Here is a 24,583-nt window from a genome sequence, read left to right as displayed (position 1 = left end):
CCGGTGAGATCCCTTCCCTCGGTCGAACCGGTCAAGGCGTCGTCCGTCGCCCGGTTCGACCATGAATGCGAGGTACTCGTCGTCGGGTTCGGCTGCGCCGGCGCCTCCGCCGCCTTCGAGGCCGCCGCGGCGGGCGCCGACGTCCTCGTGCTGGAACGCGCGAGCGGGCCGGGCGGCTCGTCCGCGCTGTCCGGCGGCGAGCTGTATCTCGGCGGCGGAACGAGCGTGCAGAAGGCGTGCGGGTTCGAGGACGACGCGGACAACATGTTCGCCTACCTCGCGGCGGCCCTCGGCCCGCACGCCGACGAGGAGAAGCTGCGGCCGTACTGCGACGGCAGCGTCGAGCATTTCGAGTGGTTCCTCGCGCGTGGCATCACTTTCAACGAGTCGCTGTTCGACGCCCCGTCCTGGATGCCGCTGACCGCGGACGGGCTGATGTGGCTGGGCGAGAACGCCTGGCCGTACAACACGATCGCCCGGCCGGTGCCGCGCGGCCACCGGCCCGCCACCGAGGGCTTCGGCGGTTGGCTGATCATGGAGAAGCTGGTCGAGGCGGCGAAGGGCGCGGGCGCGGCCTGCCACACCGACACCGTCGCCACCGCCCTGGTGGTCGGCGACGAGGGCCGTGTCGTCGGCGTGACCGCCCGCCGGTACGGCGAGACCGTGACCTACCGCGCGCGCAAGGGCGTCGTGCTCACGACCGGCGGTTTCGTCGACTCCGAGGAGATGCTCCGGCAGCACGCGCCGGTGCTTCTCGGGCACGGGAAGGTCAGCGCCGGGCTCGACGACGGCGGCGGCATCCGCATGGCGGCGGCGCTCGGCGCGGCCACCCGCCACATGGCGGAGGCGGAGATCGCGCTGACCGCCCTGCCCGCGATGGTCACCCGGGGGATGCTCGTCAACGGGCTCGGCCAGCGGTTCGTCAACGAGGACGTGTACCCGGGGCTGTTCAGCGTCGCCGCGGTCCGGCACCAGCCCGGACCGTACTGGGTGATCATCGACGAGGAGGGGTACGAGGACATCCCCGAGCGCGACCGGTGGGGCGTACGTCCCGAGATCGTCGCGGAGACCCTCGCTGAGCTGGAGGAGACGCTCGGGATGCCCGCCGGCGCGCTGGAGACCACGATCGGCGTCTACAACCGGTACGCCGAGCGCGGCGAGGACCCCTACTTCCACAAGGACGCCAAGTGGCTCCGGCCGCTGAGGGCGCCCTTCGCCGCGATCGATCCGCGGCTCGGGTTCGTCCCCGGCGACGGGGACGCCGCCGTCCGGGGCACCGGCGCGGCCGGCTTCACCCTCGGCGGCCTGCGCACCACCGTGGACGGCGCCGTGCTCGACCAGTCGGGCCGCCCGATCCCCGGCCTGTACGCGGCGGGCCGGGCCAGTTCCGGCATCCACGGCGAGGGCTACATCAGCGGCACCTCGCTCGGCGACGGCACGTTCTTCGGCCGCCGGGCCGGGCGCGCGGCGGCGGGGGAGGCGTGACGGGCCGATGAGCGCGACGCGGCGGACGCTGGAGGAACGCGTCGCGGACCAGGAACGGATCGCGGCGATCACGGCGCTCAAGTACCGGTACTGGCGCGCCTGCGACTCGAAGGATCCGGAGGCGTTCCGGGACTGCTTCGTCCGTGAGGGCGCGTCCATCCGGTTCGGCCGGATGGGCGACTACGACGACGCGGCGGGGCTGGTGGCGACCTTCGAGAAGATCGCGCTCCGCACGGTGGACGGCAGGCACGTGATCCTCGACATGCACCACGGCATCCACCCCGACATCACGCTGGTCTCGGAGACCGAGGCCGTCGGCCGGTGGACGCTGCGCTTCCGCCAGGTCAACCTGGCCGACAACACCGAGAAGATCGCCACCGTGGAGTACGACGACGCGTACGTCGTCGAGGACGGCCGGTGGAAGAAGTCGAAGTGCCACGCGCGGGAGCTCTGGTCGATCACCCGGCCGCTCCCCGAGGGCACCGTCGTCACGGAGGATTTCTGAAATGGGCACGGGCAGCGGGCCGGGCGCGGGGAAGGTCGCCGTCGTCACCGGCGCGAGCCGCGGCGTCGGCAAGGGCGTCGCCCTCGCCCTCGGCGAAGAGGGCTGGACGGTGTACGTCACCGGCCGCGGCCCGATCGAGGAGAACGACCGTCTGCGACGCTCGGCCGACGAGGTGACGTCCCGGGGCGGCGCGGGCGGCGCGGGCGTCGCGGTGGCCTGCGACCACCGCGACGACGCGCAGATCGCCGCCCTCTTCGACCGGGTGGACGCGGAGCGGGGCCGGATCGACCTCCTCGTCAACAACGTCTGGGCCGGGCCGGCCTACGACCGCGCCGCCGAGCCGTTCTGGCGGCGCCCGCTCAGCGACTGGGACAGCCTCATCACGGTGGGGCTGCGCGCCCACTACGTGGCGAGCGTGGCCGCGACCGCCCGGATGGTACGGCGCGGCAGCGGGCTGATCGTGAACATCTCGTCCTTCGGTACCCGCCGCCACCTGCACTCGGTGCTGTACGGCATGTCCAAGGCGGCGATCGACAAGATGACCGCCGACATGGCGGTGGAGCTGGCCGGCCACGAGGTCACGGTCCTCTCGCTGTGGCTCGGCCTCGTGCGGACCGAGCGGGTCCTGGCGAAGGGTGTCGAGACCATCGCCGGGTTTCCGATCGCCGAGGCGGAGACCCCCGAGTTCGAGGGGCGGGTGATCGCCGCGCTCGCCGCCGACCCGAAGGTGCGCGCCCGCAGCGGGCAGACGCTCATCTCGGCGGAGACGGCGGCCGAGTACGGCGTGACCGAGCGGGACGGCCGGCTACCGGCCTCGCACCGGGCCGCGTTCGGCGGCGGCCCGGTGTTCCCCGTTCCGTGACCGCTCCGGGGAGCGGCCCTCAGCCCTCGGTCCGCTCGTGCACATTCCGCTGCTCCTTCGCGGGAGTGTCACTGCCTTCCGGCTCAACGAGGACGAAGCGATGGGATGAGCGCGGCGAGGGCGTCGAGGATGCGGTCGAGCCCCTGCCGGAAACGCTCCTCGGGGGTGAGATGGGCGGTGCGGGAGTCGAGAACTGATCGGCTGAACAGGGGGAAGGCGCCGGATTCGACGACCTGGCGGACGTACGGTCCCATGTAGTCCCGCTTCCAGCGCTCGGAGTCCAGGCCGGTGCGGCGCGCCTCCTCCAGCCAGCTGATCTCGCGACGGACCGCACTGTGCAGATAGTCGTTCAGCATTGCGACCAGGCCGGTGATGTCGTCGATGTGGAGCCCGAGCCCGTCGAAGGCACCCAGCGCGAACTCGTGCACGCGCAGCAGGTGGGGGCCCAGCGTCGGCCGGCTGGTGAGCAGCGCGATCAGCCATGGATGGCGTAGGCCCGTGGCACGGAGCTGCCGGGCCAGCAGTGTCAGGTCGTCTCGCCAGTCACCGGACGGGCCGCCGGGGAGTTCGACCTCGGCCATCGCCAGGTCGATCATGAGGTCGAAGAGGTCGTCGCGCCGGGGCACGTAGCGGTAGAGCGACATGGCGCCGGTGCCCAGCTCGCCCGCGATCCGCCGCATGGTTGCGGCCTCCACCCCTTCGGCGTCGGCGATCTGGACGGCCGTCCGGGTGATCTGCTCGCGGCTGTAGCCGGGGCGCCGCCCCGGTCCGGAGCGTTCCTGCCGCTCCGGTTGCATCCAAATGCTGGTCGGTTCCGCGTCGGCCACCGGTTCCCCTCTCCTTATTTGCGTACATGGTACCTGAATAGCTATGGTCCATTTCACGTACAAGGTACGCGAATTGGAGGACGCATGGACCGAACTCTTCGCATGGGCGTGACCGGCGTGATGCTGGGCATGATCACAGCCCCGCTGGACGGCATGATGCTCGGACCCGCGCTGCCGGCGATCATGAAAGATCTCGGCGGTCTGGAGTACTTCTCCTGGGTGGCGACGGCCTATCTGATCTGCATGGCCGCCTCGACGCCGATCTGGGGAAAACTCGGCGACCTGTACGGCCGCAAGGCGGTGTACATGGCCGCGATCGTGATCTTCCTGCTGGGGTCCGGGCTGTCAGGGGCCGCGCAGGACATGATTCAGCTCGTCGGCTTCCGGATGGTGCAGGGGTTGGGCGCGGGCGGCCTGATGACCGGGGCTCTAGCGCTGATCGGCGAGCTGGTGCCGCCCCGGCACAGCGGCAGGCTCATGGGGCTGTTCGGGGTCATGATGCCGATCGCCTTCATCGCCGGGCCGTTGCTCGGTGGCCTGTTTGCCGAGCAGCTGGGCTGGCGGTGGGCGTTCTTCGTCAACCTTCCCATCGGCGCGGTCGCCTTGCTGCTCATCGGTGCCGCCGTGCGGCTGGAGCGGCGCCGGATCAGGGCGCGGATCGACTATCTCGGGGCGCTGCTGCTGACGGTGGCGCTGGTGGCGCTGAGTCTGGTCGCCGGCTGGGGCGGCACCCAGTACGCCTGGGGCTCGGCTCCGATCCTCGTCTTGGGTCTGATCGGGCTGGCCGCGCTGGCCGTCCTGCTCCTCGTGGAACGGCGCGCGGCCGAGCCGATCGTCCCGCTGCGACTGTTCGCCGACCGCAACTTCACCCTCGCCCAGGTCATCCGCTTCCTGGGCGGCGTCGGCATGGTGGTGGCGGCCACCTTCCTGCCCCAGTACATGCAGCTGGTCCACGGCGCCTCGCCGGTCGCCAGCGGCCTGCTGATCCTGCCCTCGATGCTCGGGATGGTCGCCGTGCTGATCGGCACCGGCCGGCTCATCAGCCGCACCGGCCGCTACCGGATCTACCCGATCCTCGGCGGCGCCACCGTGGCGGCCGGCATGCTCGTGCTGCTCATGCTGCGGCCCGGCACCAACCTGCCGCTCGCCTCCGGTCTGACGCTGATCGGCGGGCTCGGAGTGGGCCTACTGATGCAGTCCACCACGATCATCACGATCAACAGCGCCGAGCCGCGCGACATGGGGGCGGCCAGCGGCTCGGTCACCCTCTGGCACACCATGGGCGCCTCGCTGGGCGTGGCCGCGCTCGGCGCCCTGTACACCGCCCGGCTGAGAGATACCCTCATCGACCGCCTCGGCGCGGCAACCGGCGCCCGGATCGCCTCCGGCCAGCTGACGCGCGGCGCGCTCACCCAGCTCCCGCCCGCCGCGCGGGAGGCGGTTCACCTCGCCGTCTCCCGCGGCATTCACGCCATGGCCCTCGGCGCGGCCGCGCTGGGCGTTCTCGCCTTCGCGCTGGCCTGGTTCATCCGCGAGGTCCCGTTGCGCGACCGGACCCCGTCGGCCGAGCCCGCCACTGCGGCCGCGTGAGGCAGGCACCCATGCCGCACAGCGTGAAAGCCCAGCTCGTGATGGACGTCATCTGCGCACACTCCTATCTCGGCAGCCGAGGTTGGTGTCACCACCGGCGTTGTGCCTGCCGCCGCGGTGCGTACCCGGCTGGAGCAAGTGCGCCGCCTCGGCATCACCGGCATACCGGTCTTCCTCATCGAGAACCTGCCCCCGCTCATCGGATCCCAGACCGAGACCACACTGCTGGCGGCCCTGCGCCAGGCCGCCACCACGAAGGAGAACACCATGACCAATGACCCGCTAAGGCTGGCCGTCATCGTCGGCAGTATCCGCGACGGCCGGTTCGGACCCACCGTGGCCGCCTGGTTCGCCGGCCAGGCCACCACACGCCCAGATCTGGACGTTGATGTGATCGATCTGGCCGACATGCCGATCGGGGCGGCGGCCCCGTCGATGTCAGCGCCGGAGCCGGTGCTGAAAGCGCTGGGTGAGCTGACGCCACGGCTGGCGGCCGCGGACGCGTTCGTGGTGGTGACACCCGAGTACAACCACAGCTACCCGGCCGCGCTGAAGAACGCGATCGACTGGCACAACCAGCAGTTTCATGCCAAGCCGGTGGCGTTCGTGTCCTACGGCGGCATCTCCGGAGGTCTGCGGGCGGTGGAGCACCTGCGCGCGGTCTTCGCCGAGCTGCACGCCGTCACCACCCGCGACACCGTCAGCTTTCATGGCGCCTGGGAGTGCTTCGACGGCAACGGACAGCCGAAGGACCCCGCCGGCCCGGCCGCGGCCGCCACGACCCTGCTGGACCAGGTGAGCTGGTGGGCGCGGGTTCTGCGCGACGCCAAGGCCGCCACCCCCTACACCGCATGAACCAGAAAGGCATGATCATGAGGAGATTGACCGAAAAGACGGCGTTGGTGACCGGCGCGAGCCGGGGCATCGGCCGCGCGATCGCCACCCGGCTGGCCTGCGAAGGCGCCTGGGTCGCCGTGCACTACGGCAGCAACCACGTTGCCGCCAAGGACACCGTCGCCGCCATCGAGGCGGCCGGCGGGCGGGCCTTCGCCGTCCAGGCCGAGCTGGGCGCGCCCGGCGACGCCGAAGCCCTGTGGACCGCCTTCGACGCGCACGCCGACGGGCTGGACATCCTGGTCAACAACGCGGGCATCCTCGGCGGCCAGAGCGAGATCGACGGCGTCACCCGGGACGGCTTCGAGCGCCTGTTCGCGGTCAACACCACCGCCCCGTTCTTCATCACCCAGCTCGCCCTGCCACGACTGCGCGACGGCGGGCGGATCATCACCGTGGGCACCATGCTGACCCGGGGAGCGGCCATGCCCAGGGCGATCGACTACGCCATGTCCAAGGCCGCACTCGACGTCCTCACCACCGCCCTGGCCAAGCAACTCGGGCCGCGCGGCATCACGGTCAACACCGTGGCCCCCGGCGTCATCGACACCGACATGCACCAAGGACGCCTGGTCGGCGAGGCCCTGGCCTGGCTGTCGTCCCAGACGCCTGTCGGTCGGCTGGGTACGCCTGCCGACGTGGCCGACACCGTCGCCTTCCTGGCCTCTGACGACAGCCGCTACATCACCGGACACCGCCTCGACGTCTCAGGCGGGACGACCATGTCCTAGGTCCACGCGACCGAGCCGCGCAGGTCGAGCCCGCCGCCGACTGGAGGGCCACCCTGCGCGACGCGGCCCGTCTACCGGCGAAGAAACGGAAATCGCCTCTCTTTTCAAGATCTGGGTGGAACACTCCTTGGCATCCGGACACGTACGAGTGTGAAGGAGCACCTGGCGAGAGGGAGCACAGTGGGCCGTCCAGAGGCGGGACAGCGCTTCGAGGAGATCTATCTGGCGTACTACGCCGACCTCCTCGCCTACATCCGGCGGCGCGTCGACTCGCACGACGACGCCGCCGACGCGCTCGCCGAGACCTTCGCCACCGCGTGGCGCCGGCTGCCCGACGTCCCGGACGGCCACGCCGCGCGGCTCTGGCTGTACGGCGTGGCCAGGCGCGTGCTCGCCAACGGCCACAGGACGGCGACGCGCCGGAGCGCCCTGGTCGAGCGGCTGGGCGGGCAGCTCGCCCGCTGGGCCGAGAGCACGGCCCCGCCCGACGACGACCTCGAGGCGGTCCGGGCGGCCTTCGGGCGGCTGTACGCGGACGACCGCGAGGTGCTGGCGCTGGTGACGTGGGAGGGCCTGACCTCCGACGAGGTCGCCGTCGTCCTCGGCTGCTCGCCCGGCGCCGCCCGCTCCCGGCTGCATCGGGCCCGCAAGCGCCTGGCGCGGGCGCTGTCCCACGCGGGCGTCGACGTTGCGCGATACGGCGTGCGCGCCCTCGCGCTGGCGGGGAGGAAGGTATGACCGACGCCCGGATCGACCGCCTCGTCGAGCAGATCGCCCCCGACCCCGGGCCGGGGATGACGCCGCTGGCCCGCGAGCTGCTCGACGAGATCACCTCGACCCCTGCGGCCGTCGCCCGGTCGTCCCGGTGGCGTCCGCGCCTCATGTGGAGCCGCGGCACGTGGGGCCGTGCCGTACGGACCCGGCCGGCGGGGGCGGCCGGGGCGATCGCCGTCCTGCTGGCCGCCACGGCCTGGCTCGGCTCCGCGCCCGCCTCCGCCGCGCTCGACATCGAGCGCGAGGGCGACCAGTACGTGGTCACGGTCAAGGACATGTTCGCCGAGCCCGCGATGTACGAGCGCGAGCTGCGCGCCCGGGGCCTGAAGATCGAGCTGCAAGTCGTCCCGGTGCCGTCGAGCATGGTGGGCGAGACCCTGGTCCTCGATGGCACGCCCAGCTCGAGCGGCGTCAGCCGCATTCCGGCGCCGGGCGAGTGTCGCAACCCTTTCAGCTTCTGCTCGATCGGCCTGCGCATCCCGGTGAACTATCGGAAGCAGGTGGTCGTCTTCCTCGGCCGACCTGCTCGCCCGGGCGAGCGCTACGGCCTGATGACCCCGATCGACCTTCCGGGCGAGCCGTTCCAGTGCGTGGACTTCATCAACAAGACCGTGGCCGACGTCGAGCCGATACTCCGGGAGCGCGGCCTGAAGGCGACGTTCACCGCGTACGGCGTGGAGGGGCCGGTTCCCCGCGACTGGTACGTCTACGACGGGACGCTGACCGCCCCCGGCGAGGCGCTCATGGCGGTCAACCGGGTGCCCAACCCCTCGCCGCGGCCGAAGGGAACCTTCTGCCCGAACGACCGCTGACCGCTCCCGCTCTTCGCTGACGGGTCCCCCTCACGGGGCCCGGCCGTTCGCTCCGCGTACGGCCTCCTGGAGTGCGGACGCCCGCGTCCGCACTCCGCCCGCCGCGCCGCCTGGGCCGCGCGGGTTTCCTCCTGCCAGATCGGATTCGCCTTGCCAACCGAACTACGCGGCGCGCCTACGCCCACGCCCGCCCGGCCCGCCGCCTGGTGGCGCCGGGCCGCCGCGCCGCTCGGGCGCCACCGTGCCTTCACCGTCGCGATCGCGCTCGCCGCCGCGCTCAGGGTCGTCACCATGCTCGGCTACCCGCCGGCCCGGCTGTACTGGTACGACTCCTTCACCTACCTGGACAACGCCGTCCACTTGCAGCCGTCGGCCACGTTCCACCCGATCGGCTATCCGCTGCTGCTACGCGCTCTCCTGCCGTTCCACAGCGTGACGGTGGTCGTCGCGGTTCAGCACGCGATGGGCCTGGTCACCGGCCTGATCGGGTACGCGCTGGTCCGCCGCCGGGGGTTGCCCGCCTGGGTGGGGGTGCTCGCCGCCGCGCCGGTCCTGTTCGACGCCTCGTTCCTCCGGCTGGAGCACGCGGTGCTGTCCGACGCGCTGTTCATCCTGCTCGTCGTGTCCGCGGTCGCCGTCCTCGGGTGGCGGGAACGGCCGACCACGCGGGCCGCGCTGGCAGCCGGGCTGCTGCTCGCGGGGGCCGCGCTCACCCGCACGATCGGGCTGCCGCTGCTCGGGCTCATCCTGCTGGTGCTCGTGCTGCGCCGCGTGTCCTGGCGCCCGCTGGCCGCCCTTGCGGTGGCGGGCGCGCTGCCGCTCGCCGGATACGCCGCCTGGTACGGGTCGGTCCACGGCCGGGTCGCGCTGAGCGGCGCCGACGGGGTGGCGCTGTGGGCGCGCACGATGACCTTCGCCGACTGCGCGGTCGTCCAGCCGCCGCCGGAGCTGGCCCCGCTCTGCCCGAACGGCGCCGTCCAGGACGCCGCCTCGGAGTACGTGTGGGACCCGAAGGCCTCCATCAACCTGCTGCCCGGCGGCCGGTTCGCGCACAACGAACAGGCGCGCGAGTTCGCGTTGCGCGCCATCGCCGCCCAGCCGCTCGACTACCTCCGCGACGTCCTCGCCGACACCTCCATCGCGTTCCACTGGACGCCCGTCGCGCATCCGGCCCGGACCGTTCCGGCGTTCGGGTTCGCCCACGGGACCTGGCCGCTGCCCGACCAGCCCCTCGTGGCCGAGGTCCGCCGGACGTACGACTCCGACATCACGGCCATGCGCTCGGTGCGGCCGTGGGCCGACGTGCTCATCGCGTACCAGCACCTCGCCTACCTGCGCGGCCCGGTGCTCGCGGCGATCCTGCTGCTGGGCGCGGCCGGCGCGGTGCGGCGGCCCGGCCGGGCGGCGCTGCCGTGGGTGGTGGCCGTCGGGCTCCTGGTCGGCCCGGTCGCCGCGCTCGACTTCGACCACCGTTACGTGCTGCCCGTCGTGCCCGTGGCCTGCGTCGCCGCCGCCCTCGCCGTACGGCCGCGCGAGGTTCAGCCAGCCGGGTCGGACAGGACATGCCGGAGGTAGAAGTCCGGCCTGGCCAGGTAGCGGCGCCAGTGGTCCACGAGCTGCAACCCCTCCCACTCGGCCGTGCGGATGCCGTCGCCGTCGAGCTCCAGGATCTGCGCCCCGGGGAGACCGGCCAGGACCGGCGAGTGGGTGGCGCAGATGATCTGGCCGCCGTCGCGGGCCACCTGGTCCATGAGGCCGATCAGCCGCAGGCACGAGGTGAACGACAACGCGGCCTCCGGCTCGTCCATCAGGTACAGCCCCGGCCCGGACACCATCCGGTCCAGGACCGTGAAGAAGCCCTCGCCGTGCGACTGCTCGGTCAGGTCGTCCTCCCAGAAGCCGTACCGGCCGGAGACGTTCTGCCCGAGGGTGAACAGCGTCTCGGCGCGGAAGAAGAACGCCCGGCGCCGGAGCCGGGGGCCGTGGAGCAGCCGCAGCCCGGCCGCGGTCAGGTCGGCGTCGATGACCCGGCCGAGTGGGGTGGCGGGGCCACGGCTGGCGTACTTCGTGCCCGCCTTTCCGCCGTGCGCGTTGATGCCGCACACGTCGGCGATCGCCTCGACGATCGTGGACTTCCCCGAGCCGTTCTCCCCGACGAGGAACGCCACGGGGGCGGTGAGCCGGACGCCGCGTCCGGCCAGGTGCCGTACGGCGGGGAGCGTGAACGGCCACTCCGCGGGCACCCGGCCGGGAACGCGCAGGCGGCTGAGCAGCACGGGAGACCTCCTCCACGCGGGTGTCGCGGCCGATCCGCGGGCCGCGGCCGGGGCCGTGCCCCCGCGAGCGGCGATCCCACATCGGTGGCCGCCGCGACGAGGGCGCCGTACGCCCGAGGCTAGCCGCACGCGCCCCCGTGGGCGAGCGTCAGGGCGCTTCCGGGACGGTCGCCACCGGGCCGTAGCGGTCGTCCGGCACGGGGACGTGGCCGTTGAGCGCGGCCCGCGCGATGGTCTCCCGCAGCGCCTCGCACGCGGTGAAACGGCCGCCGTCCGGGCCGGCGCGCCGTTCCAGGCAGGTGTCCATGGCCTCGGTGTCCCACTGGATGCTGGTCTGCTGCCAGCTCGACTTGCGCACCTGGACCCGGGCGCCGCACTGGCGGCACCCCACCGGCACCATCGGCGCGTCCAGCAGCCGGTTGTCCTGCCGGACCGTCATGCCGGCCGGCTCTCGGCGGCCCTGCGGGCGATGTTCTCCTCGACCTCCTTGCGCCACGCCTCGACCGGGCGTGTGGTGTCCAGCTCGTGCTCGAAGCGCTCGACCATCTCCGGCGTGACGTCGGCGACGTCCACGTAGAACTGTTCGTACCAGCGGCGGAGCTGGTAGACCGGGCCGTCCTCCTCGCACAGCAGCGGGTTGTCGATCCTGGTCTTGTTCTTCCAGATCTGGATGTCCTGGTCGAAGCCCTTGAGGATGAAGTCGCTCATCTTGCGCGCCATCGCGTCGGCGGCCTCACCCGGAAGCGCGTCCGTGCGCTGCACGATGATGCCCGAGTGCAGCACGAACGAGTTCGCGTCGATCGGGTAGTGCGCGTTGATCAGCACCGACTTGATGTCCAGGCCCTCGTAGTGGTACGTCAGGTCGTCGATCATGAACGACGGCCCGTGGTAGGACGCCACCGAGGTGTTGCCCAGCAGCTGCGGCTCGCCGTTCCTCGCCGGCGGGCGGGTGTCCGGGCGGCCCATGCCCTTCATGATCTGGGTCGCCGTGTGCCCCTCGAAGATGTTCTTGAAGTACGTCGGGAACGAGTAGTGGACGTAGAAGAAGTGCGCCATGTCGACGACGTTGTCCACGACCTCGCGGCAGTTCGTGTTGACGATCGTCTCGGACCAGACCCAGTCGGTCCAGTCGTCGCGCGTCGCCCCTTCGATGACCGGGATCGTCACGTCCGGGGGCGGCGGGTTGCCCTCCGGGTCGTTCCAGACGAACAGCAGGCCGTCCTGCCGCATGGTGATCCAGGCGGCGGTACGGGCGCGCAGCGGCACCCGGCGCGAGTACGGGATGCTCTTGCACTTGCCGTCGCCGCCCCAGCGCCAGTCGTGGAACGGGCAGGCGATCTCGTTGCCCTTGACGGTGCCCTGGGACAGGTCGCCGCCCATGTGCCGGCAGTACGCGTCGAGGACGTTCACCTTGCCGTCGCCGCTCTGGAAGACCACGAGCTTCTGGCCGAAGGCGTTGACGGTGTGCGGCTTCCCGTCCGCGAACGTGCTGGACAACCCCAGGCAGTGCCATCCGCGGGCGAACCGTGCCGGCGCGGCCTCGGCCTCGATCGCGCGCACGTCGTCGTGTCGGGAATCCACTGCGGTCACTGTTGACCCCACCCTTCGGAACGCGGGTTCTCTCCATGGGAAAGGTAGGTCGCCCGGACCGGCGGCGGACGGGGAGTCCCAGTGGGCGGGATGCCCCGGGTCGTGGTCGCGAACCCGGAAGGACCATCATGGAGGCACTCATCACGAACACCCCATTCGATGAAAGTGACACGGAGACGCCCCCATGAGCAACGAGGTCCTGGAGTCGGTTCGCACGCTGCTGCCGTCCATCGCGGGACGGGCCCCGTCCACCGACGAGAACGGACGCGTCCCGGCGGAGAGCATCCGGGAACTCGTCGAGGCCGGCGTCTTCCGGATGCTGCAGCCCCGCAGGTACGGCGGCGCCGAGAGCGACCCGGTGCGGTTCTACGAGGTCGTGCGCGAGATCTCCGGCGTGTGCGGCTCGACCGGCTGGGTGGCCGCGGTGCTCGGCGTCCACCCCTGGCAACTCGGCCTGTTCGCCGAGGCCGCCCAGGACGACGTCTGGGGCGCGGACCCCGACACGCTGGTGGCCTCGTCGTACGCGCCGGTGGGGCGGCTGACCCCGGTCGAGGGCGGCTACGAGCTGTCCGGGCGGTGGAAGTTCTCCTCCGGCTGCGAGCACGCGTCGTGGGCGCTGATCGGCGGCCTGATCGTGGGCGCCGAAGGGCGGCCGGTCGACTTCATGACCGTGCTGGTCCCGCGCGCGGACTACCGGATCGAGGAGGTCTGGGACGTCATCGGCCTGCGCGGCACCGCCAGTAACGACATCGTCGTCGAGCGCGCGTTCGTCCCCGAGTACCGGACCATGCGCAACTACGAGCAGGCGCAGCTGCGCGGCCCCGGGCAGAAGGTGAACACCGGCCCGCTGTACCGGATGCCCTTCGCGACCGTCTTCACCTCCGCGATCACGGGCGCGGTCGTCGGCGCGGTCGCGGGCTGCTACGCGTCCTACATCGCCGCGATGCGCGACCGGGTCCGGCTCAGCCTCGGCGGCGGCCGGTTCGCCGAGGACCAGTTCGCGCAGGTGGCGGTGGCCCGGGCCGCCTCCGAGATCGACGCGGCGATCCTGCAGATGGACCGCAACGTCCGCGAGGTCTACCAGCACGCCGTGGACGGCGTGGAGATCCCGATGGAGCTGCGGCTGCGGGCCCGCCGGGACCAGGTGCGCGCCACCGAGCGGGTGCTTGAGGCGATCGACATCCTGTTCAAGACCGCCGGGGGGATCTCGCTCCAGCGCGGCAACCCCATCGAGCGCGCCTGGCGGGACGCGCACGCCGGCAGCGTCCACGTGGCCAACGACGTCGAGCGCGCCCTGGCCATGTACGGCAAGGCCGAGTTCGGCCTCGCCGTCGAGGACAACATGATCTGAGACCGGCCCCCTGACGGGGCCGCGGTCTGGTCAGGAGCCGGTCAGGGGGCCGTCGCGAACCAGTCGGCGAACCCGCTCGGGTCGTGGCGGCCCACGTTCGCGTGCTCGAACATGCCCCACCCGACCGCCCCGCCGCAGGTGGCCCGCGCGACGTGGTCCACGGTGGCGAAGGGCAGCCGGGAGGTGATCGCCGGGTCGTCCAGCCGGTACGTGGAGGAGCTCGTCCAGTCGCGGCCCCGCCACTGGCCGTGCGTCCAGTCCGGGTCGCCGCCGTACCCGGCGCCGACGCTCAGGGCGACCGACGTGAGGGTCTCGACCTCGACCACCACCGGCTCCCCGCCGGGCGTCGTCAGGTGCAGGCGCGCGGACTCCGGGTGCCGGGTCCCGCTCGCGTACGCGATCTCCACGCGGGGCCAGCCGAGCTGCTCCACCCGGCCGTCCGGGAAGACGCGGGTGGCGTGGTTCAGGGTGCGGGTCCCGTCGGCGGACTCCTGCGCGATGACGAGCAGGCCGAAGTCGTCGAACCGCAGCGGCGCGTACACCCACCAGTGGCCGGCGAGGGGCTCGTCGGCGAGCCGTCCGGCGGGGTCGGCGTCGCCGACGGGGCGGATGCCCCACGACCGGTCGCGGCCGCCGACCCAGACCTCGGGATCGGCCCGCAGCTCCTCGCCGGCCACGCTCAGCGTGCCCGACCAGCCGCCGACCTGCGCGAACCGGGTGGCGTCGAGGATCGCCTTCGGCCCCGACATGAGCACGTGCCGGTCTTCGAGGACCGCCGGGAACGCGCCCTCCCAGGTGAGGTCGAAGCACACGGAGCCGTCCGCGGGCTCGCACACCACCCGGACGCGGCGCAGCGGCTCCACGACCTCCACCCGGTAGCCGCCCACCCGCGCCTCCAGCGAGCGCTCGTCGAGGGCGTCGGAGAAGCGCACCGCCCACTGCTCGCCGCCGCGCCGCACGGTCGCGAACGCGTCGGTCACACCGAGGTTCGGGTACACGCCGAGCCCGGTGACCAGGAACACCTCACCCGTGCGGTCGTGGGCGTTGAAGTAGCACCGGTCGTAGAAGTTGCGGTCGGTGGCCGCGACCTGGGCCATCGACAGCGGCGACTGGTGGATCGGGTACTCGTCCAGAGGGACCGGTCTCATCCATCACTCCCAGGCGTAGGTTCCGGCGACGAGGTCGCGCAGGGCGGCGTGGTGCATGACGTACTCGTCGGGGGTCGGCGGCACGGTCTCCTCGCCGAACCGGATGGCCCGGCGTCTGATCTGCGACATGACGATGGCGTGCCGCAGCGCGGCGTACGTCAGATAGAAGTCGAGATCGCGGACCCGGTGGCCGGTGCGCCGCTCGTACTCCTCGACCACGTCCGAACGGCGGCAGAAGCCGGGCAGGCCCGGCGCTTCCAGCACCTCGGCGATGTCCTGGAAGAACCGGTGGAGGAAGACGAACCACCCGAGGTCCGTCTCGCGCGGCCCCAGCGCGGCCATCTCCCAGTCGAGCACGGCGACGGGCCGGGTCCCGCCGTACACGATGTTGCCGACCCGCGCGTCGCCCCACAGCAGCACCGGCGGGCCGGGGTCGGCCGGCCAGTTCTCCTCCAGCCAGGCGAACGCGTCCTCGATCACCGGGATGCGCACGCCGTCGTCGCGGCGGGTCCACTCGTAGTAGGCGCGCTCCCGCTCGACGTGGCCGCGCAGCGCGTCCTCGCCCGCCTCGGCGGCCAGATCGGGAAGCAGGCCGGCGGCCCCCGCCAGCCCGTGCACCCCGGCCAGGACCGCGACGCCCGAGTCCTGGACCTCGCGCCTCTCCTGCGCGGTCGCGTCCCGTAACCACCCGTCGAAGACGTACGGCGGGTTGTCGACGGGCACCCGGCCGTCCGCGCGGCTCATTACGAGGAACGGCACGCCGAGGACGTCGCCGGACTCCTCCAGCCAGTGGACCTCGGGGACCGGGACCTCGGTGTGCCGGGCCACCGTCCGCATCACCTCGAACTGGCGGCGGATGTCGTAGCCGGGGAAGACCGGGAAGGTGCTCGGCCGGGGCGCCAGCCGGGCGACCAGGGACGTCCGCCGCTCCTCGCCGGCGACCGTCCACTCGGCGTCGAACAGGACCGAGACGCTCGACATGCCGGAGTGGGCCGGTCGGGTCAGCCCGCTCAGCCGTACCGGGCCGTCGGCGCCGAGCCGTTCGGCCAGCCAGCCGGCCAGGGCGGCGCGCACCGCGTCGAGGTCCGTCGGATCGACGGTGATGACCCGGCGGGCCGCCTCCGGCACGTCGCCGGACGGTTCCGGGGGTGCGGACGGTCGCATGCCACCGGCCAGGTCACCGGCCGTGTTCCCTGCCGTGCTTCCGGCCATGTCACCGGTCACGTCGCCGGCCGTGTTTCCGGCCATATTTTCGGCCATGTCCCGCGCGGCCCGATAGGCGAAGACCATCGCCGACCCGATCGGCACCCCCGGGCCGGGGTAGACGCGCCCCGAGAAGGAGGCGCTGGTGTTGCCCGCGGCGTACAGCCCGGCGATCGGGCGGCCCGCGCCGTCCAGCACGCGGCCCTCCGTGTCGGTGCGCAGGCCGCCCTTGGTGCCGAGGTCGCTGAGGACCAGGCGCGCCGCGTAGTACGGCGGGCGGTCCACCGGGACCAGGCAGGGGTTCGGGCCCGCCCCCTCGGAGCGGCCGGCGAAGAACAGGTCGTAGGGGTCCTCACCTCGATGGAAGTCGGCGTCCACGCCGTCCCGGGCGAAGCCGTTGAACCGCTCGACCGTGGCGGCCAGCGCGGCGGCGGGCAGGCCCAGCTTCTCCGCCAGCTCGTCCAGCGAGCCGGCCTCGACCCAGGCCGAGCGGGGGAGGGACGGGATCGAGATGGCCGGGAGCGCGTCCGCGTGCCGCGAGTCGAAGACCAGATACGCGGGCACCCGCTCGGGCGCGGCGGCCATCTCCCGCCCCATCCGGTCGTAGGGGAGCGACTCGTTGGCGAACCGGCGGCCGGCCGAGTCGACCACCAGCCCGCCGCGGAAGCCGAGCGTGAAGCAGCCGCGGCCGTTCTCGTCCGCCACGCCGGGGCACCACCACGCCTGGTCCATCAGCTCGGTGGCGGCCCCGGCGGCGACGGCGGCCACGATGGGGTCGCCGGTGTTCGCCCCGGCGGGCGCCATCGACCACTCGGCCGCGCCGGGGACGCCGTGCTCGGCCCGCATCGCGCCGTTCCCCTCGAAGCCGCCCGCCGCCAGCAGCACCCCGCGCGCCGCGCGGATCCGCGCCGGGCCGTCCGCGGTGTCGACCTCCACGCCGGTCACCCGGCCGTCCTCGACGACGAGGCGGCGGAGCCGGACACCGGTGCGCACGGTGGCGTTCCCCGTGTTCGTCAGTGCGAGCAGCAGCCGGCCGATGAGCGCCCGGCCCTGGGCGAGCGCGGCGCCGGCGTGGCCGCGTCCGGTCCGGTCGCGGTCCACCGGCGGGCGCACCAGGGAGGCGAGCCCGCCCAGGCGCTCGGCGGGCAGGTCCAGCGGGACGAACGAGCGCCCGGCGTCCATGCGGCCGGGGACCGCGTAGTAGTCGGGGAAGGGACGCCACTCGAACTCGATCGCCGGGTCGCGCTCCAGGAACTCGGCGACCTCGGGGGCGGTCGCCAGGAACGCCTCCTGCCGGCCGTGGGCGTCCTCGCCCAGCAGGGCGCGCAGGTAGGCGCGCGCCGACTCGGTCGAGTCACCGATGCCCGCCCGCTCCTGGACCCGGGTCCCCGGCAGCCAGACGGCGGCCCCGGCGTACGCGGAGGTGCCGCCGAGCAGGGAGGTCTTCTCCAGCACCACGGTGCGCAGGCCGTGCGACGCGGCGATGAGCGCCCCGGTCATCGCCCCGGCGCCGGAGCCCGCGACCACCACGTCGTACTCGTCGTCCCATACCCCGGTACCGGCCATGCCGTCCGTCCTTCCGTGAACATCTCGCGCTGTCCGCCCAGGGAACCCCAGCGCTGCCGCCGCGTCGCGATGGCATCCCACTCACCGGTATGGACCAATTCACGGAGCCACCCGGAGCCGTGTGTAATGTCTTGTCGAAACACCTGGGGGGAAGACCGTGCCGAGAATCGCCGAAGCCAGGCCGCCGGCCGAGCCGAGCTCGCCCGAGCAGCGCGCCCGGCATCTGCGCATCCTCCGGGCGGCCGCGCACCTCGGCGCGGACAAGGGCCTGGAACGGGTCCAGATGCACGAGGTGGCGAAGGCCGCGGGCGTCGCGATCGGCACGCTGTACCGCTACTTCCCGTCGAAGACCCACCTGTTCACCGCGGTGATGGCCGAGCAGATCGACCGGTTCAACGAGACCGTCACCCGGCCCAAGCCCGGCGTGAGCCCCGAGGACGCGGTCGGCGACCTGCTGGTGAGCGCGAGCAGGCAGCTGCTGCGCCGGCCCGCGCTGGCGACCGCGATGCTCAACTCCGCCAACGCCGCCAACGCCGCGGCGGTCGCGGACGCGGGCCGGATCGACAGCACGTTCCGCGACATCGTGCTGCGGGCCCTCGGCATCGACGACCCCACCGCCCAGGACGTCACGCTCGTCCGGCTGCTCATGCAGTGCTGGTACGGCGTACTGCAGTCGAGCCTCAACAGCCGGGCCTCGATCCCGGACATGGAGAGCGACATCCGGCTCGCCTCCCGGCTGCTGCTCGCCCCCCGCTCCAACGCCGCCGACGCCTGACCCGTACTCACCCCTCCTCCGGCGGCTGAGCCGTCCCGGCCGTCCTGATGACCGGGATCCGCTGTCAGGCGGCCCGCCGTAGGGCTATCGTCCGAGGCTACCGGGCACGACTCGGAAGGGGAGCGGGCGAATGACGCGGAAGATCGCCGTCAGCGGTACGGCGTCGGGCATCGGCAGGGCACTGGCCGGACTGCTGCGCGAGCAGGGCGACCAGGTGATCGGGATCGATCTGAAGGACGCCGACGTGTGCGCGGACCTCGGCACCCGGGACGGGCGGGCGCTGGCCGTGGAGTCGGTGCTGCGGCTGGCCGGCGGCGCGCTCGACGGCGTTGTCGCCTGCGCGGGCGTCGCCGGGGTCACCCCGCTGACGGTGCGGGTGAACTACTTCGGCGTCCTCGCCCTGCTGGAGGGGCTGCGCCCGGCGCTCGCCGCCGCCCCCGCGCCGCGCGCCGCCGTGGTGTGCTCGATCGCCGGCACCCACGCGGTGGACCCGGACGTGGTGACGGCCTGTCTGGAAGGCGACGAGGACGCCGCGGTCGCCCTGGCGGATCGGGCGATCGAGCGCGGGGCGGGGGCGCTGCTCTACCCGTCGTCCAAGTCGGCGCTGGCGCGGTGGCTGCGCCGCGTCGCGGTCACGCCGGAGTGGGCGGGTACGGGCATCTCGCTCAACGCGATCGCCCCGGGCATCGTGCTCACGCCGATGACGGCGCCGCTCTTCGCGGACGAGGCGATGCGCGCGGTCATGGCGACCGCCGTCCCCATGCCCCTCAACGGGCACGCCCGGCCCGAGGCGATCGGCGAGGCGTTGCGCTGGCTGATCAGCCCGGCGAACACCCACATGGCGGGGCAGATCGTGTACGTGGACGGCGGCGCCGAGGCCACCGTGCGCGGCCCGAACGTCTACTGACCGAACGCGGCGAGAGCCAGGTGGGGGAACCGCATGCACACGGAGGGGGCGGCCCCCGCCGCGTGAGTCACTTCTTTGCCGTGGCGGCGTTCGGGACGCCGGTCATGTCGAGTTCGGCGACGCTGTAGGCCGCGAAGTTCCGGTACGGGCCGCGGCCGTCGAAGTACGGCGTGAGCTGCGCGTCGAGTTCCTCGACCGAGAAGACGCCGTCGGCGGCGGTGAACTTCCGCTCGACCGTCGGCGCGGCCATGAGGGCGACCATGTCGCCGTACACCACGAACACCTGGCCGTTGATCTCGGCGGCGGCGGGGGAGGCGAGGTAGCTGACGAACGTGCCGACCCGCTCGGGCGCCAGGACGTCCAGGCCGCCGGGGGCGTTCCCGCCGCCGGCGAACACGTGCGCGGTCATGCCGGTGCGGGCGCGCGGGCAGATCGCGTTGGCGCGCACGCCGTACCTCGACAGGCCCTGGGCGGTCGAGAGGGTCAGCGCGACGATGCCCGCCTTGGCCGCCGAGTAGTTCGGCTGGCCCGCCGAGCCGAAGAGGAACGCCTCGGACGAGGTGTTGATCACGCGGCCGTAGACCGGCCCGCCGGCGGCCTTGCTCGCCTCGCGCCAGTACGCGGCCGCGGCGCGGGACACCGCCGCGTGCCCCTTGAGGTGGACGCGGACCACGTCGTCCCAGTCGGACTCGGTCAGGTTGAAGAGCATCTTGTCGCGGAGCACGCCCGCGTTGTTGACCAGGATGTCGAGGCCGCCGAACGCGTCCACCGCGGTGCGGACCAGGCGGTCGCCCAGGGCCCACTCGCTCACGTCGCCGGTCACCGCGACGGCCTTCCGCCCGAGCGCCTCGATCTCGGCCACGACCTCGTCGGCGGCCGGTCCCATGTCGTTCACGACGACGTTCGCGCCGCACGCGGCGAGCGCGAGCGCCTCGCTGCGGCCGAGTCCGGCACCCGCGCCGGTGACGATGGCGGTCCTGCCCTCCAGGCTGACGTTCGGGCTCATGTCCCTGCTCCTGTCCGATCACCATATGAGGGCATAAAACTAGTACGTATTCTAATTTCGGCCGAGGCGGCGTCCCACTCAGTGGAGGGGGCTCGCCGGCCGCCGACCTGTGGTTGCCACTCACCGGGACACGAGCATTGTGGCGAACAAGAATTGATTCTAGTGTCGCCGCCAGGCCTGCCTGAAAGGGCCGGCGTGGACGGGAAGCACTGAATCGAGGAGAACCCCATGGCTGAGGCCGTCATCGTCGACGCCGCCCGCACGCCGGTCGGCAAGCGCCGGGGCGCCCTGTCCGGCCTGCACCCCGCCGATCTGCTCGGGCGCGTCCACAAGGGCCTGCTCGACCGTACGGGCGTCGCCCCCGGCGAGATCGGACAGGTGATCGGCGGCTGCGTCACCCAGGCGGGCGAGCAGTCGAACAACGTCACCCGTCAGGCGTGGCTGTACGCCGGTCTGCCGTACCAGACGGCGTGCACGACGATCGACTGCGCCTGCGGGTCCTCTCAGCAGGCCGTGCATCTGGTCGCGGGCCTGATCGCCTCCGGCGCGATCGACGCGGGCATCGGCTGCGGCGTCGAGTCGATGAGCCGTGTCTTCCTCGGGCAGGCGCGCACCCCCGAGACCGGCAGCCCCTTCCCGGAGGACTGGTCCCTTGACCTGCCCGACCAGTTCACCGCCGCCGAGCGGATCGCGCGCCGCCGCGGCATCACCCGCGCCGACGTGGACGACTTCGGCCTGGAGTCGCAGCGGCGCGCCGCCGCCGCGTGGGCCGAGGGACGGTTCGACGGGCAGATCATCCCGATCGAGGCGCCCGTGACGGGCCCGGACGGACCGACGGGGGAGACCGCCCTCGTCGCCCGCGACCAGGGGCTGCGCGAGACCAGCCCCGAGGCGCTGGCCAAGCTCGCCCCCGTGATCCCCGACGGCGTCCACACGGCCGGGAACTCCTCACAGATCAGCGACGGCGCCGCCGCCGTGCTGCTGATGAGCGCGGAGAAGGCGGCGGCGCTCGGCCTGCGGCCGCGGGCCCGCATCGTCGCCTCCGGCATGGTCGGCTCCGACCCGCACTACCACCTCGACGGCCCGGTGGAGGCGACCGCGCACGTGCTGCGTACGGCCGGGATGACGCTCTCCGACATCGACCTGGTCGAGATCAACGAGGCGTTCGCGTCGGTCGTGCTGTCCTGGGCGCGGGTCCACGACGCCGACATGGACAAGGTCAACGTGAACGGCGGCGCCATCGCCCTCGGGCACGCGGTCGGCTCCACCGGCGCCCGCCTGATCACCCAGGCGCTGCACGAGCTTGAACGGACCGGACGGTCCACCGCGCTGATCACCATGTGCGCGGGCGGCGCCCACGCCACGGCGACCGTCATCGAACGGATCTGAGAACCCCATGCGCATCGGACTCACCGACGAGCACCGCGCCCCGCCCGCGACCCCGTGCCCGCGCCTGTTATGGGCTGACACCCCCCGGACGAAGGAAGACCTGACATGAGCGAGAGGACGTTCGTCATCGGCGTCGGGATGACGAAGTTCGAGAAGATCGAAACCCGTGAATGGGAGTACCCCGACATGGTCGGGGAGGCGGTCGGCGCGGCCCTGGCCGACGCCGGGGTCGGTTACGAGGCGGTGGAGCGCGCCGCCGTCGGCTACGTGTTCGGCACCTCGACCGCCGGTCAGCGCGCCCTCTACGACGTCGGCCTGACCGGCATCCCGATCGTCAACGTCAACAACAACTGCGCCACCGGCTCCTCCGCGCTGATGCTGGCGCGGGAGTGGGTGCAGGCCGGCCTCGCCGACGTCGCCCTCGCGGTCGGCTTCGAGAAGATGACCCGGGACGCGCTGAACCCGTCCGGCGCGATGCCCAAGGTGACGACTGTGGACCGGCACCTGGAGGTGCTCGTCTCCACCTATGGCTGGGCCGCCGCGCCGATGACCGCGCAGTTCTTCGGCAACGCCGCGCGCGAGCACATGGACAGGCACGGCACGACCGCCGCGCAGATCGCCTCCGTCGCGGTCAAGAACCACCGGCACTCGGTGCACAACCCGTACGCGCAGTTCCAGCGCGCGTACACGCTGGAGCAGGTGCTCGGCGACAAGCCGATCCACGAGCCGCTCACCCGCTCGCAGTGCTCGCCGACCTCCGACGGCGCCGCCGCCGCGGTCGTCGTCGGCGAACGGTACGTACGCGAGCACGGGCTGGAGGGCCGGGCGGTCGAGATCCTCGCCCAGGCCATGACCACCGACACGGAGGAGGCGTTCGCCACGCGCTCCCACATCGACGTCGTCGGCGCCCCGATGACCCGCGCGGCCGCCCGCCAGGTCTTCGCCCGGTCCGGGCTCGGCATCGGCGACGTCGACGTGATCGAGCTGCACGACTGCTTCTCGATCAACGAGATCCTCACGTACGAGGCGCTCGGCATGTGCCCCGAGGGCGAGGGCGGCACGCTCGCCGAGTCCGGCGCCACGACGTACGGGGGCCGGTGGGTGGTCAACCCGTCCGGTGGCCTCATCTCCAAGGGGCACCCGCTGGGCGCGACCGGCCTGGCGCAGTGCGCCGAGCTGACCTGGCAGCTCCGCGGCGAGGCCGGCACCCGCCAGGTGGACGGCGCGCGGATCGGCCTGCAACACAATCTCGGGCTCGGCGGCGCCTGCGTCGTCACCCTGTACGGCGCGGGCACGCTGGACGGTTCCGTCGCGGGTCCCGGCACGAGTGAGGAGGACTGAACCATGCCGATCGACGTCGACGAGGCGCTCGGCGCGCCGCCCTCCGTGCGGGAGATCGCGTGGACCAGCCGTGACGTGCTGCTCTACCACCTCAGCCTGGGGGCGGGCCGCGGCGCGGACCCCGAGCTGTCCTACACCTACGAGCGGGGTCTGCGCGTGCTGCCGACGTTCGCGCTGGTCGCCGGCCAGGGCGTCTCGGCCGGGGAGCGCCGTCCCGCCGCGCTGCACCTGCCCGGCATGCACATCGACCTGCGCCGGATCCTGCACGCCGGGCAGGGCCTCACCGCCCACCGGCCGCTGCCCGCCTCGGGTGCCGCCACCGTCACCTCCCGCGTGGCCCACATCTGGGACAAGGGCAAGGCCGCAGTGATCGTCCTGGAGCAGTCGGCGGCCGCCCCCGACGGGGCGCCCCTGTGGACCACCACCATGCAGATCTGGGCGCGGGGCGAGGGCGGCTTCGGCGGCGACCCCGGCCCGGAGACCCCGTGGGCGGCGCCCGAGCGCGCGCCCGACCATGTGCTCGACACCCCAACCGGCGCCCGCCAGGCCCTGCTGTACCGGCTCAACGGCGACCTCAACCCGCTGCACGCCGACCCCGAATTCGCGCGGACGGCCGGCTTCGACCGGCCGATCCTGCACGGGCTCGCGTCCTACGGCATCGTCGCCAAGGCGCTGGTGGACGGCGTCCTCGGCGGCGACGTGACCCGGCTGACGGGCCTGTCGGTCCGGTTCGCCGGGACGCTGTTCCCCGGCGAGACGATCCGTACCACGGTGTGGCGCGAGGACGACCGGCTCGTGCTGACCTCGACCTGCCCGGAACGCGACGGCGCGCCCGTGCTCACCCACGCGACCGCGGAGGTGGGCGGGTGAACGAGGGCCGGTCGGAGCTGACCGCCAGAGCGAACAACAAGGGCGTGGACGCCGCCGTCGCCGCGGCCCGCCGGGTCATCGCCTCGCTGCTGCACGCGGGCGACGGGTCGGACGCCGAGATGTCCGAGGTGGCGGAGCGGCTGAACGCCGTCGCCGACTACCTCGACGAACACGCCCCCGCCGTGCGGGAACGGATGGTGGACATGTGGCGGGGCGAGGGTGTGACCCGGCACGACCCGGTGACCGGCCCGGAGAACGCCGTCGCGCCCCCGCTCGCGCTCACCGGCCAGGAGGACGGCTCGATCGAGGGCATCGTCGTCCTGGGCATGCCGTACCAGGGGCCGCCCGGGTTCGTGCACGGCGGGATCTCGGCGCTGCTTCTGGACCACACGCTCGGCGTGGCGAACGACTGGGGCGGGCCGTCCGGCATGACCGCCGAGCTGACCCTGCGTTATCACCGGCCCACGCCGCTGTTCGAGCCGCTGACGGTCACCGGGCGGCAGGTCGCGGTGGACGGCCGCAAGATCCGCGCCGTCGGCACGATCTCGGCCGGAGGCGAGGTGTGCGTCAGCGCGGAGGGCCTGTTCGTCGCCAAGCGCGTCCCGCGCCCCCGCTGACGGGGGACGCGCGTCGCGAGAGGGCCCGGGCCGGCGATCACCGACCCGGGCTCTCTTCGTCGTA

23 protein-coding genes are annotated in these 24,583 nt (G+C 72.8%); 16 read left to right on the top strand and 7 right to left on the bottom strand.

All coding sequences use genetic code 11. The features are described 5' to 3' along the window. Positions 1 to 3 precede the first annotated feature (3 nt). The 3 genes from ACQP1V_RS24190 to ACQP1V_RS24180 are packed head-to-tail and all read left to right on the top strand — an operon-like array spanning position 4 to position 2,852. Positions 4 to 1,485, top strand: a complete 1,482-nt coding sequence (locus ACQP1V_RS24190; protein WP_433411975.1) for an FAD-dependent oxidoreductase — start codon at positions 4 to 6, stop codon at positions 1,483 to 1,485. Positions 1,486 to 1,492: 7 nt separating this feature from the next. Further along, complete coding sequence (locus tag ACQP1V_RS24185) at positions 1,493 to 1,990, top strand: nuclear transport factor 2 family protein (RefSeq protein WP_387416972.1); 498 nt, start codon at positions 1,493 to 1,495, stop codon at positions 1,988 to 1,990. A 1-nt stretch (position 1,991) separates the two neighbouring features. Next, positions 1,992 to 2,852: an SDR family NAD(P)-dependent oxidoreductase gene (locus ACQP1V_RS24180; protein ID WP_433411973.1), complete on the top strand. Its 861-nt coding sequence runs from the start codon at positions 1,992 to 1,994 to the stop codon at positions 2,850 to 2,852. Positions 2,853 to 2,935: 83 nt separating this feature from the next. Here the strand turns inward: ACQP1V_RS24180 and ACQP1V_RS24175 are convergent, their stop codons facing one another. Further along, entirely contained in the window at positions 2,936 to 3,679 is a 744-nt protein-coding gene (locus ACQP1V_RS24175) for a TetR/AcrR family transcriptional regulator (RefSeq protein ID WP_433411971.1), read from the bottom strand. A gap of 84 nt (positions 3,680 to 3,763) precedes the next feature. On the opposite strand from ACQP1V_RS24175, the gene ACQP1V_RS24170 reads away from it, so the two are divergent. The 6 genes from ACQP1V_RS24170 to ACQP1V_RS24145 all read left to right on the top strand — a co-directional run bounded on the left by ACQP1V_RS24170 (position 3,764) and on the right by ACQP1V_RS24145 (position 10,055). After that, positions 3,764 to 5,269 carry an MDR family MFS transporter gene (locus ACQP1V_RS24170; protein WP_433411969.1) on the top strand — a complete coding sequence of 502 codons (1,506 nt, stop codon included), beginning with the start codon at positions 3,764 to 3,766 and terminating at the stop codon, positions 5,267 to 5,269. A 102-nt stretch (positions 5,270 to 5,371) separates the two neighbouring features. Further along, positions 5,372 to 6,124 (top strand): NAD(P)H-dependent oxidoreductase, encoded by a 753-nt coding sequence (locus ACQP1V_RS24165; RefSeq protein WP_433411967.1) that lies wholly within the window; start codon positions 5,372 to 5,374, stop codon positions 6,122 to 6,124. A 17-nt stretch (positions 6,125 to 6,141) separates the two neighbouring features. After that, positions 6,142 to 6,894: an SDR family oxidoreductase gene (locus ACQP1V_RS24160; protein WP_433411964.1), complete on the top strand. Its 753-nt coding sequence runs from the start codon at positions 6,142 to 6,144 to the stop codon at positions 6,892 to 6,894. Positions 6,895 to 7,074: 180 nt separating this feature from the next. Next, on the top strand, positions 7,075 to 7,632 hold the full coding sequence (locus ACQP1V_RS24155) for an RNA polymerase sigma factor (protein WP_433411962.1): 558 nt from the start codon (positions 7,075 to 7,077) through the stop codon (positions 7,630 to 7,632). Beyond that, a complete protein-coding gene (locus ACQP1V_RS24150) occupies positions 7,629 to 8,480 on the top strand; it encodes a hypothetical protein (RefSeq protein WP_433411959.1) in 852 nt (283 codons plus the stop codon). The genes ACQP1V_RS24155 and ACQP1V_RS24150 overlap by 4 nt, the downstream gene beginning before the upstream one ends. Positions 8,481 to 8,630: 150 nt before the next feature. Further along, positions 8,631 to 10,055, top strand: a complete 1,425-nt coding sequence (locus ACQP1V_RS24145) for a hypothetical protein (RefSeq protein WP_433411957.1) — start codon at positions 8,631 to 8,633, stop codon at positions 10,053 to 10,055. On the opposite strand, the gene ACQP1V_RS24140 is transcribed toward ACQP1V_RS24145, so the two are convergent. From ACQP1V_RS24140 to ACQP1V_RS24130, 3 genes are all read right to left on the bottom strand, one after another. After that, entirely contained in the window at positions 10,019 to 10,756 is a 738-nt protein-coding gene (locus tag ACQP1V_RS24140; RefSeq protein ID WP_433411954.1) for an AAA family ATPase, read from the bottom strand. The two genes, ACQP1V_RS24145 and ACQP1V_RS24140, sit on opposite strands and share 37 nt — an antisense overlap. A 148-nt stretch (positions 10,757 to 10,904) precedes the next feature. Beyond that, positions 10,905 to 11,195: a ferredoxin gene (locus ACQP1V_RS24135; RefSeq protein ID WP_433411952.1), complete on the bottom strand. Its 291-nt coding sequence runs from the start codon at positions 11,193 to 11,195 to the stop codon at positions 10,905 to 10,907. Continuing rightward, a complete protein-coding gene (locus ACQP1V_RS24130; protein WP_387416987.1) occupies positions 11,192 to 12,337 on the bottom strand; it encodes a Rieske 2Fe-2S domain-containing protein in 1,146 nt (381 codons plus the stop codon). Before ACQP1V_RS24130 ends, ACQP1V_RS24135 begins: the two co-directional genes overlap by 4 nt. Positions 12,338 to 12,530: 193 nt before the next feature. Here ACQP1V_RS24130 and hsaA point away from each other — a divergent pair, with 193 nt between their 5' ends. Then, complete coding sequence (gene hsaA / locus ACQP1V_RS24125; RefSeq protein ID WP_387416988.1) at positions 12,531 to 13,697, top strand: 3-hydroxy-9,10-secoandrosta-1,3,5(10)-triene-9,17-dione monooxygenase oxygenase subunit; 1,167 nt, start codon at positions 12,531 to 12,533, stop codon at positions 13,695 to 13,697. Between the two features lie 41 nt (positions 13,698 to 13,738). On the opposite strand, the gene ACQP1V_RS24120 is transcribed toward hsaA, so the two are convergent. Both ACQP1V_RS24120 and ACQP1V_RS24115 read right to left on the bottom strand, forming a co-directional pair. Then, on the bottom strand, positions 13,739 to 14,845 hold the full coding sequence (locus ACQP1V_RS24120) for a DUF7064 domain-containing protein (protein WP_433411950.1): 1,107 nt from the start codon (positions 14,843 to 14,845) through the stop codon (positions 13,739 to 13,741). Between the two features lie 3 nt (positions 14,846 to 14,848). Then, positions 14,849 to 17,614, bottom strand: a complete 2,766-nt coding sequence (locus ACQP1V_RS24115) for an FAD-binding protein (protein ID WP_433411947.1) — start codon at positions 17,612 to 17,614, stop codon at positions 14,849 to 14,851. Positions 17,615 to 17,771: 157 nt separating this feature from the next. On the opposite strand from ACQP1V_RS24115, the gene ACQP1V_RS24110 reads away from it, so the two are divergent. Then, positions 17,772 to 18,389: a TetR family transcriptional regulator gene (locus ACQP1V_RS24110; RefSeq protein WP_387416991.1), complete on the top strand. Its 618-nt coding sequence runs from the start codon at positions 17,772 to 17,774 to the stop codon at positions 18,387 to 18,389. Between the two features lie 130 nt (positions 18,390 to 18,519). Continuing rightward, positions 18,520 to 19,296 carry an SDR family oxidoreductase gene (locus ACQP1V_RS24105; RefSeq protein ID WP_433411944.1) on the top strand — a complete coding sequence of 259 codons (777 nt, stop codon included), beginning with the start codon at positions 18,520 to 18,522 and terminating at the stop codon, positions 19,294 to 19,296. Between the two features lie 67 nt (positions 19,297 to 19,363). Here the strand turns inward: ACQP1V_RS24105 and ACQP1V_RS24100 are convergent, their stop codons facing one another. Next, entirely contained in the window at positions 19,364 to 20,302 is a 939-nt protein-coding gene (locus ACQP1V_RS24100) for a 3-oxoacyl-ACP reductase (RefSeq protein ID WP_433411942.1), read from the bottom strand. Between the two features lie 228 nt (positions 20,303 to 20,530). On the opposite strand from ACQP1V_RS24100, the gene ACQP1V_RS24095 reads away from it, so the two are divergent. The 4 genes from ACQP1V_RS24095 (at position 20,531) to ACQP1V_RS24080 (ending at position 24,519) form a co-directional block, all read left to right on the top strand. Further along, on the top strand, positions 20,531 to 21,691 hold the full coding sequence (locus ACQP1V_RS24095; protein ID WP_433411940.1) for a steroid 3-ketoacyl-CoA thiolase: 1,161 nt from the start codon (positions 20,531 to 20,533) through the stop codon (positions 21,689 to 21,691). 105 nt (positions 21,692 to 21,796) lie between these two features. After that, complete coding sequence (locus tag ACQP1V_RS24090) at positions 21,797 to 23,032, top strand: lipid-transfer protein (protein WP_433411938.1); 1,236 nt, start codon at positions 21,797 to 21,799, stop codon at positions 23,030 to 23,032. 3 nt (positions 23,033 to 23,035) lie between these two features. Then, complete coding sequence (locus tag ACQP1V_RS24085) at positions 23,036 to 23,902, top strand: MaoC/PaaZ C-terminal domain-containing protein (RefSeq protein ID WP_433411935.1); 867 nt, start codon at positions 23,036 to 23,038, stop codon at positions 23,900 to 23,902. Next, a complete protein-coding gene (locus ACQP1V_RS24080) occupies positions 23,899 to 24,519 on the top strand; it encodes a PaaI family thioesterase (protein WP_433411932.1) in 621 nt (206 codons plus the stop codon). Before ACQP1V_RS24085 ends, ACQP1V_RS24080 begins: the two co-directional genes overlap by 4 nt. Positions 24,520 to 24,583 lie beyond the last annotated feature (64 nt).

Source organism: Microtetraspora malaysiensis (assembly GCF_050947145.1).
In the GTDB taxonomy this organism is placed as follows: Bacteria; Actinomycetota; Actinomycetes; order Streptosporangiales; family Streptosporangiaceae; genus Microtetraspora_A; species Microtetraspora_A malaysiensis.
This window is presented reverse-complemented; position numbering and strand designations above follow the sequence as displayed.

Coding starts and splice junctions, on each gene's coding strand:
- ACQP1V_RS24185 (WP_387416972.1), top strand. CDS start 1,493: ATGAGCGCGACGCGGCGGACGCTGGAGGAACGCGTCGCGGACCAGGAA.
- ACQP1V_RS24180 (WP_433411973.1), top strand. CDS start 1,992: ATGGGCACGGGCAGCGGGCCGGGCGCGGGGAAGGTCGCCGTCGTCACC.
- ACQP1V_RS24170 (WP_433411969.1), top strand. CDS start 3,764: ATGGACCGAACTCTTCGCATGGGCGTGACCGGCGTGATGCTGGGCATG.
- ACQP1V_RS24160 (WP_433411964.1), top strand. CDS start 6,142: ATGAGGAGATTGACCGAAAAGACGGCGTTGGTGACCGGCGCGAGCCGG.
- ACQP1V_RS24150 (WP_433411959.1), top strand. CDS start 7,629: ATGACCGACGCCCGGATCGACCGCCTCGTCGAGCAGATCGCCCCCGAC.
- ACQP1V_RS24135 (WP_433411952.1), bottom strand. CDS start 11,195: ATGACGGTCCGGCAGGACAACCGGCTGCTGGACGCGCCGATGGTGCCG.
- hsaA (WP_387416988.1), top strand. CDS start 12,531: ATGAGCAACGAGGTCCTGGAGTCGGTTCGCACGCTGCTGCCGTCCATC.
- ACQP1V_RS24120 (WP_433411950.1), bottom strand. CDS start 14,845: ATGAGACCGGTCCCTCTGGACGAGTACCCGATCCACCAGTCGCCGCTG.
- ACQP1V_RS24115 (WP_433411947.1), bottom strand. CDS start 17,614: ATGGCCGGTACCGGGGTATGGGACGACGAGTACGACGTGGTGGTCGCG.
- ACQP1V_RS24105 (WP_433411944.1), top strand. CDS start 18,520: ATGACGCGGAAGATCGCCGTCAGCGGTACGGCGTCGGGCATCGGCAGG.
- ACQP1V_RS24100 (WP_433411942.1), bottom strand. CDS start 20,302: ATGAGCCCGAACGTCAGCCTGGAGGGCAGGACCGCCATCGTCACCGGC.
- ACQP1V_RS24095 (WP_433411940.1), top strand. CDS start 20,531: ATGGCTGAGGCCGTCATCGTCGACGCCGCCCGCACGCCGGTCGGCAAG.
- ACQP1V_RS24090 (WP_433411938.1), top strand. CDS start 21,797: ATGAGCGAGAGGACGTTCGTCATCGGCGTCGGGATGACGAAGTTCGAG.
- ACQP1V_RS24085 (WP_433411935.1), top strand. CDS start 23,036: ATGCCGATCGACGTCGACGAGGCGCTCGGCGCGCCGCCCTCCGTGCGG.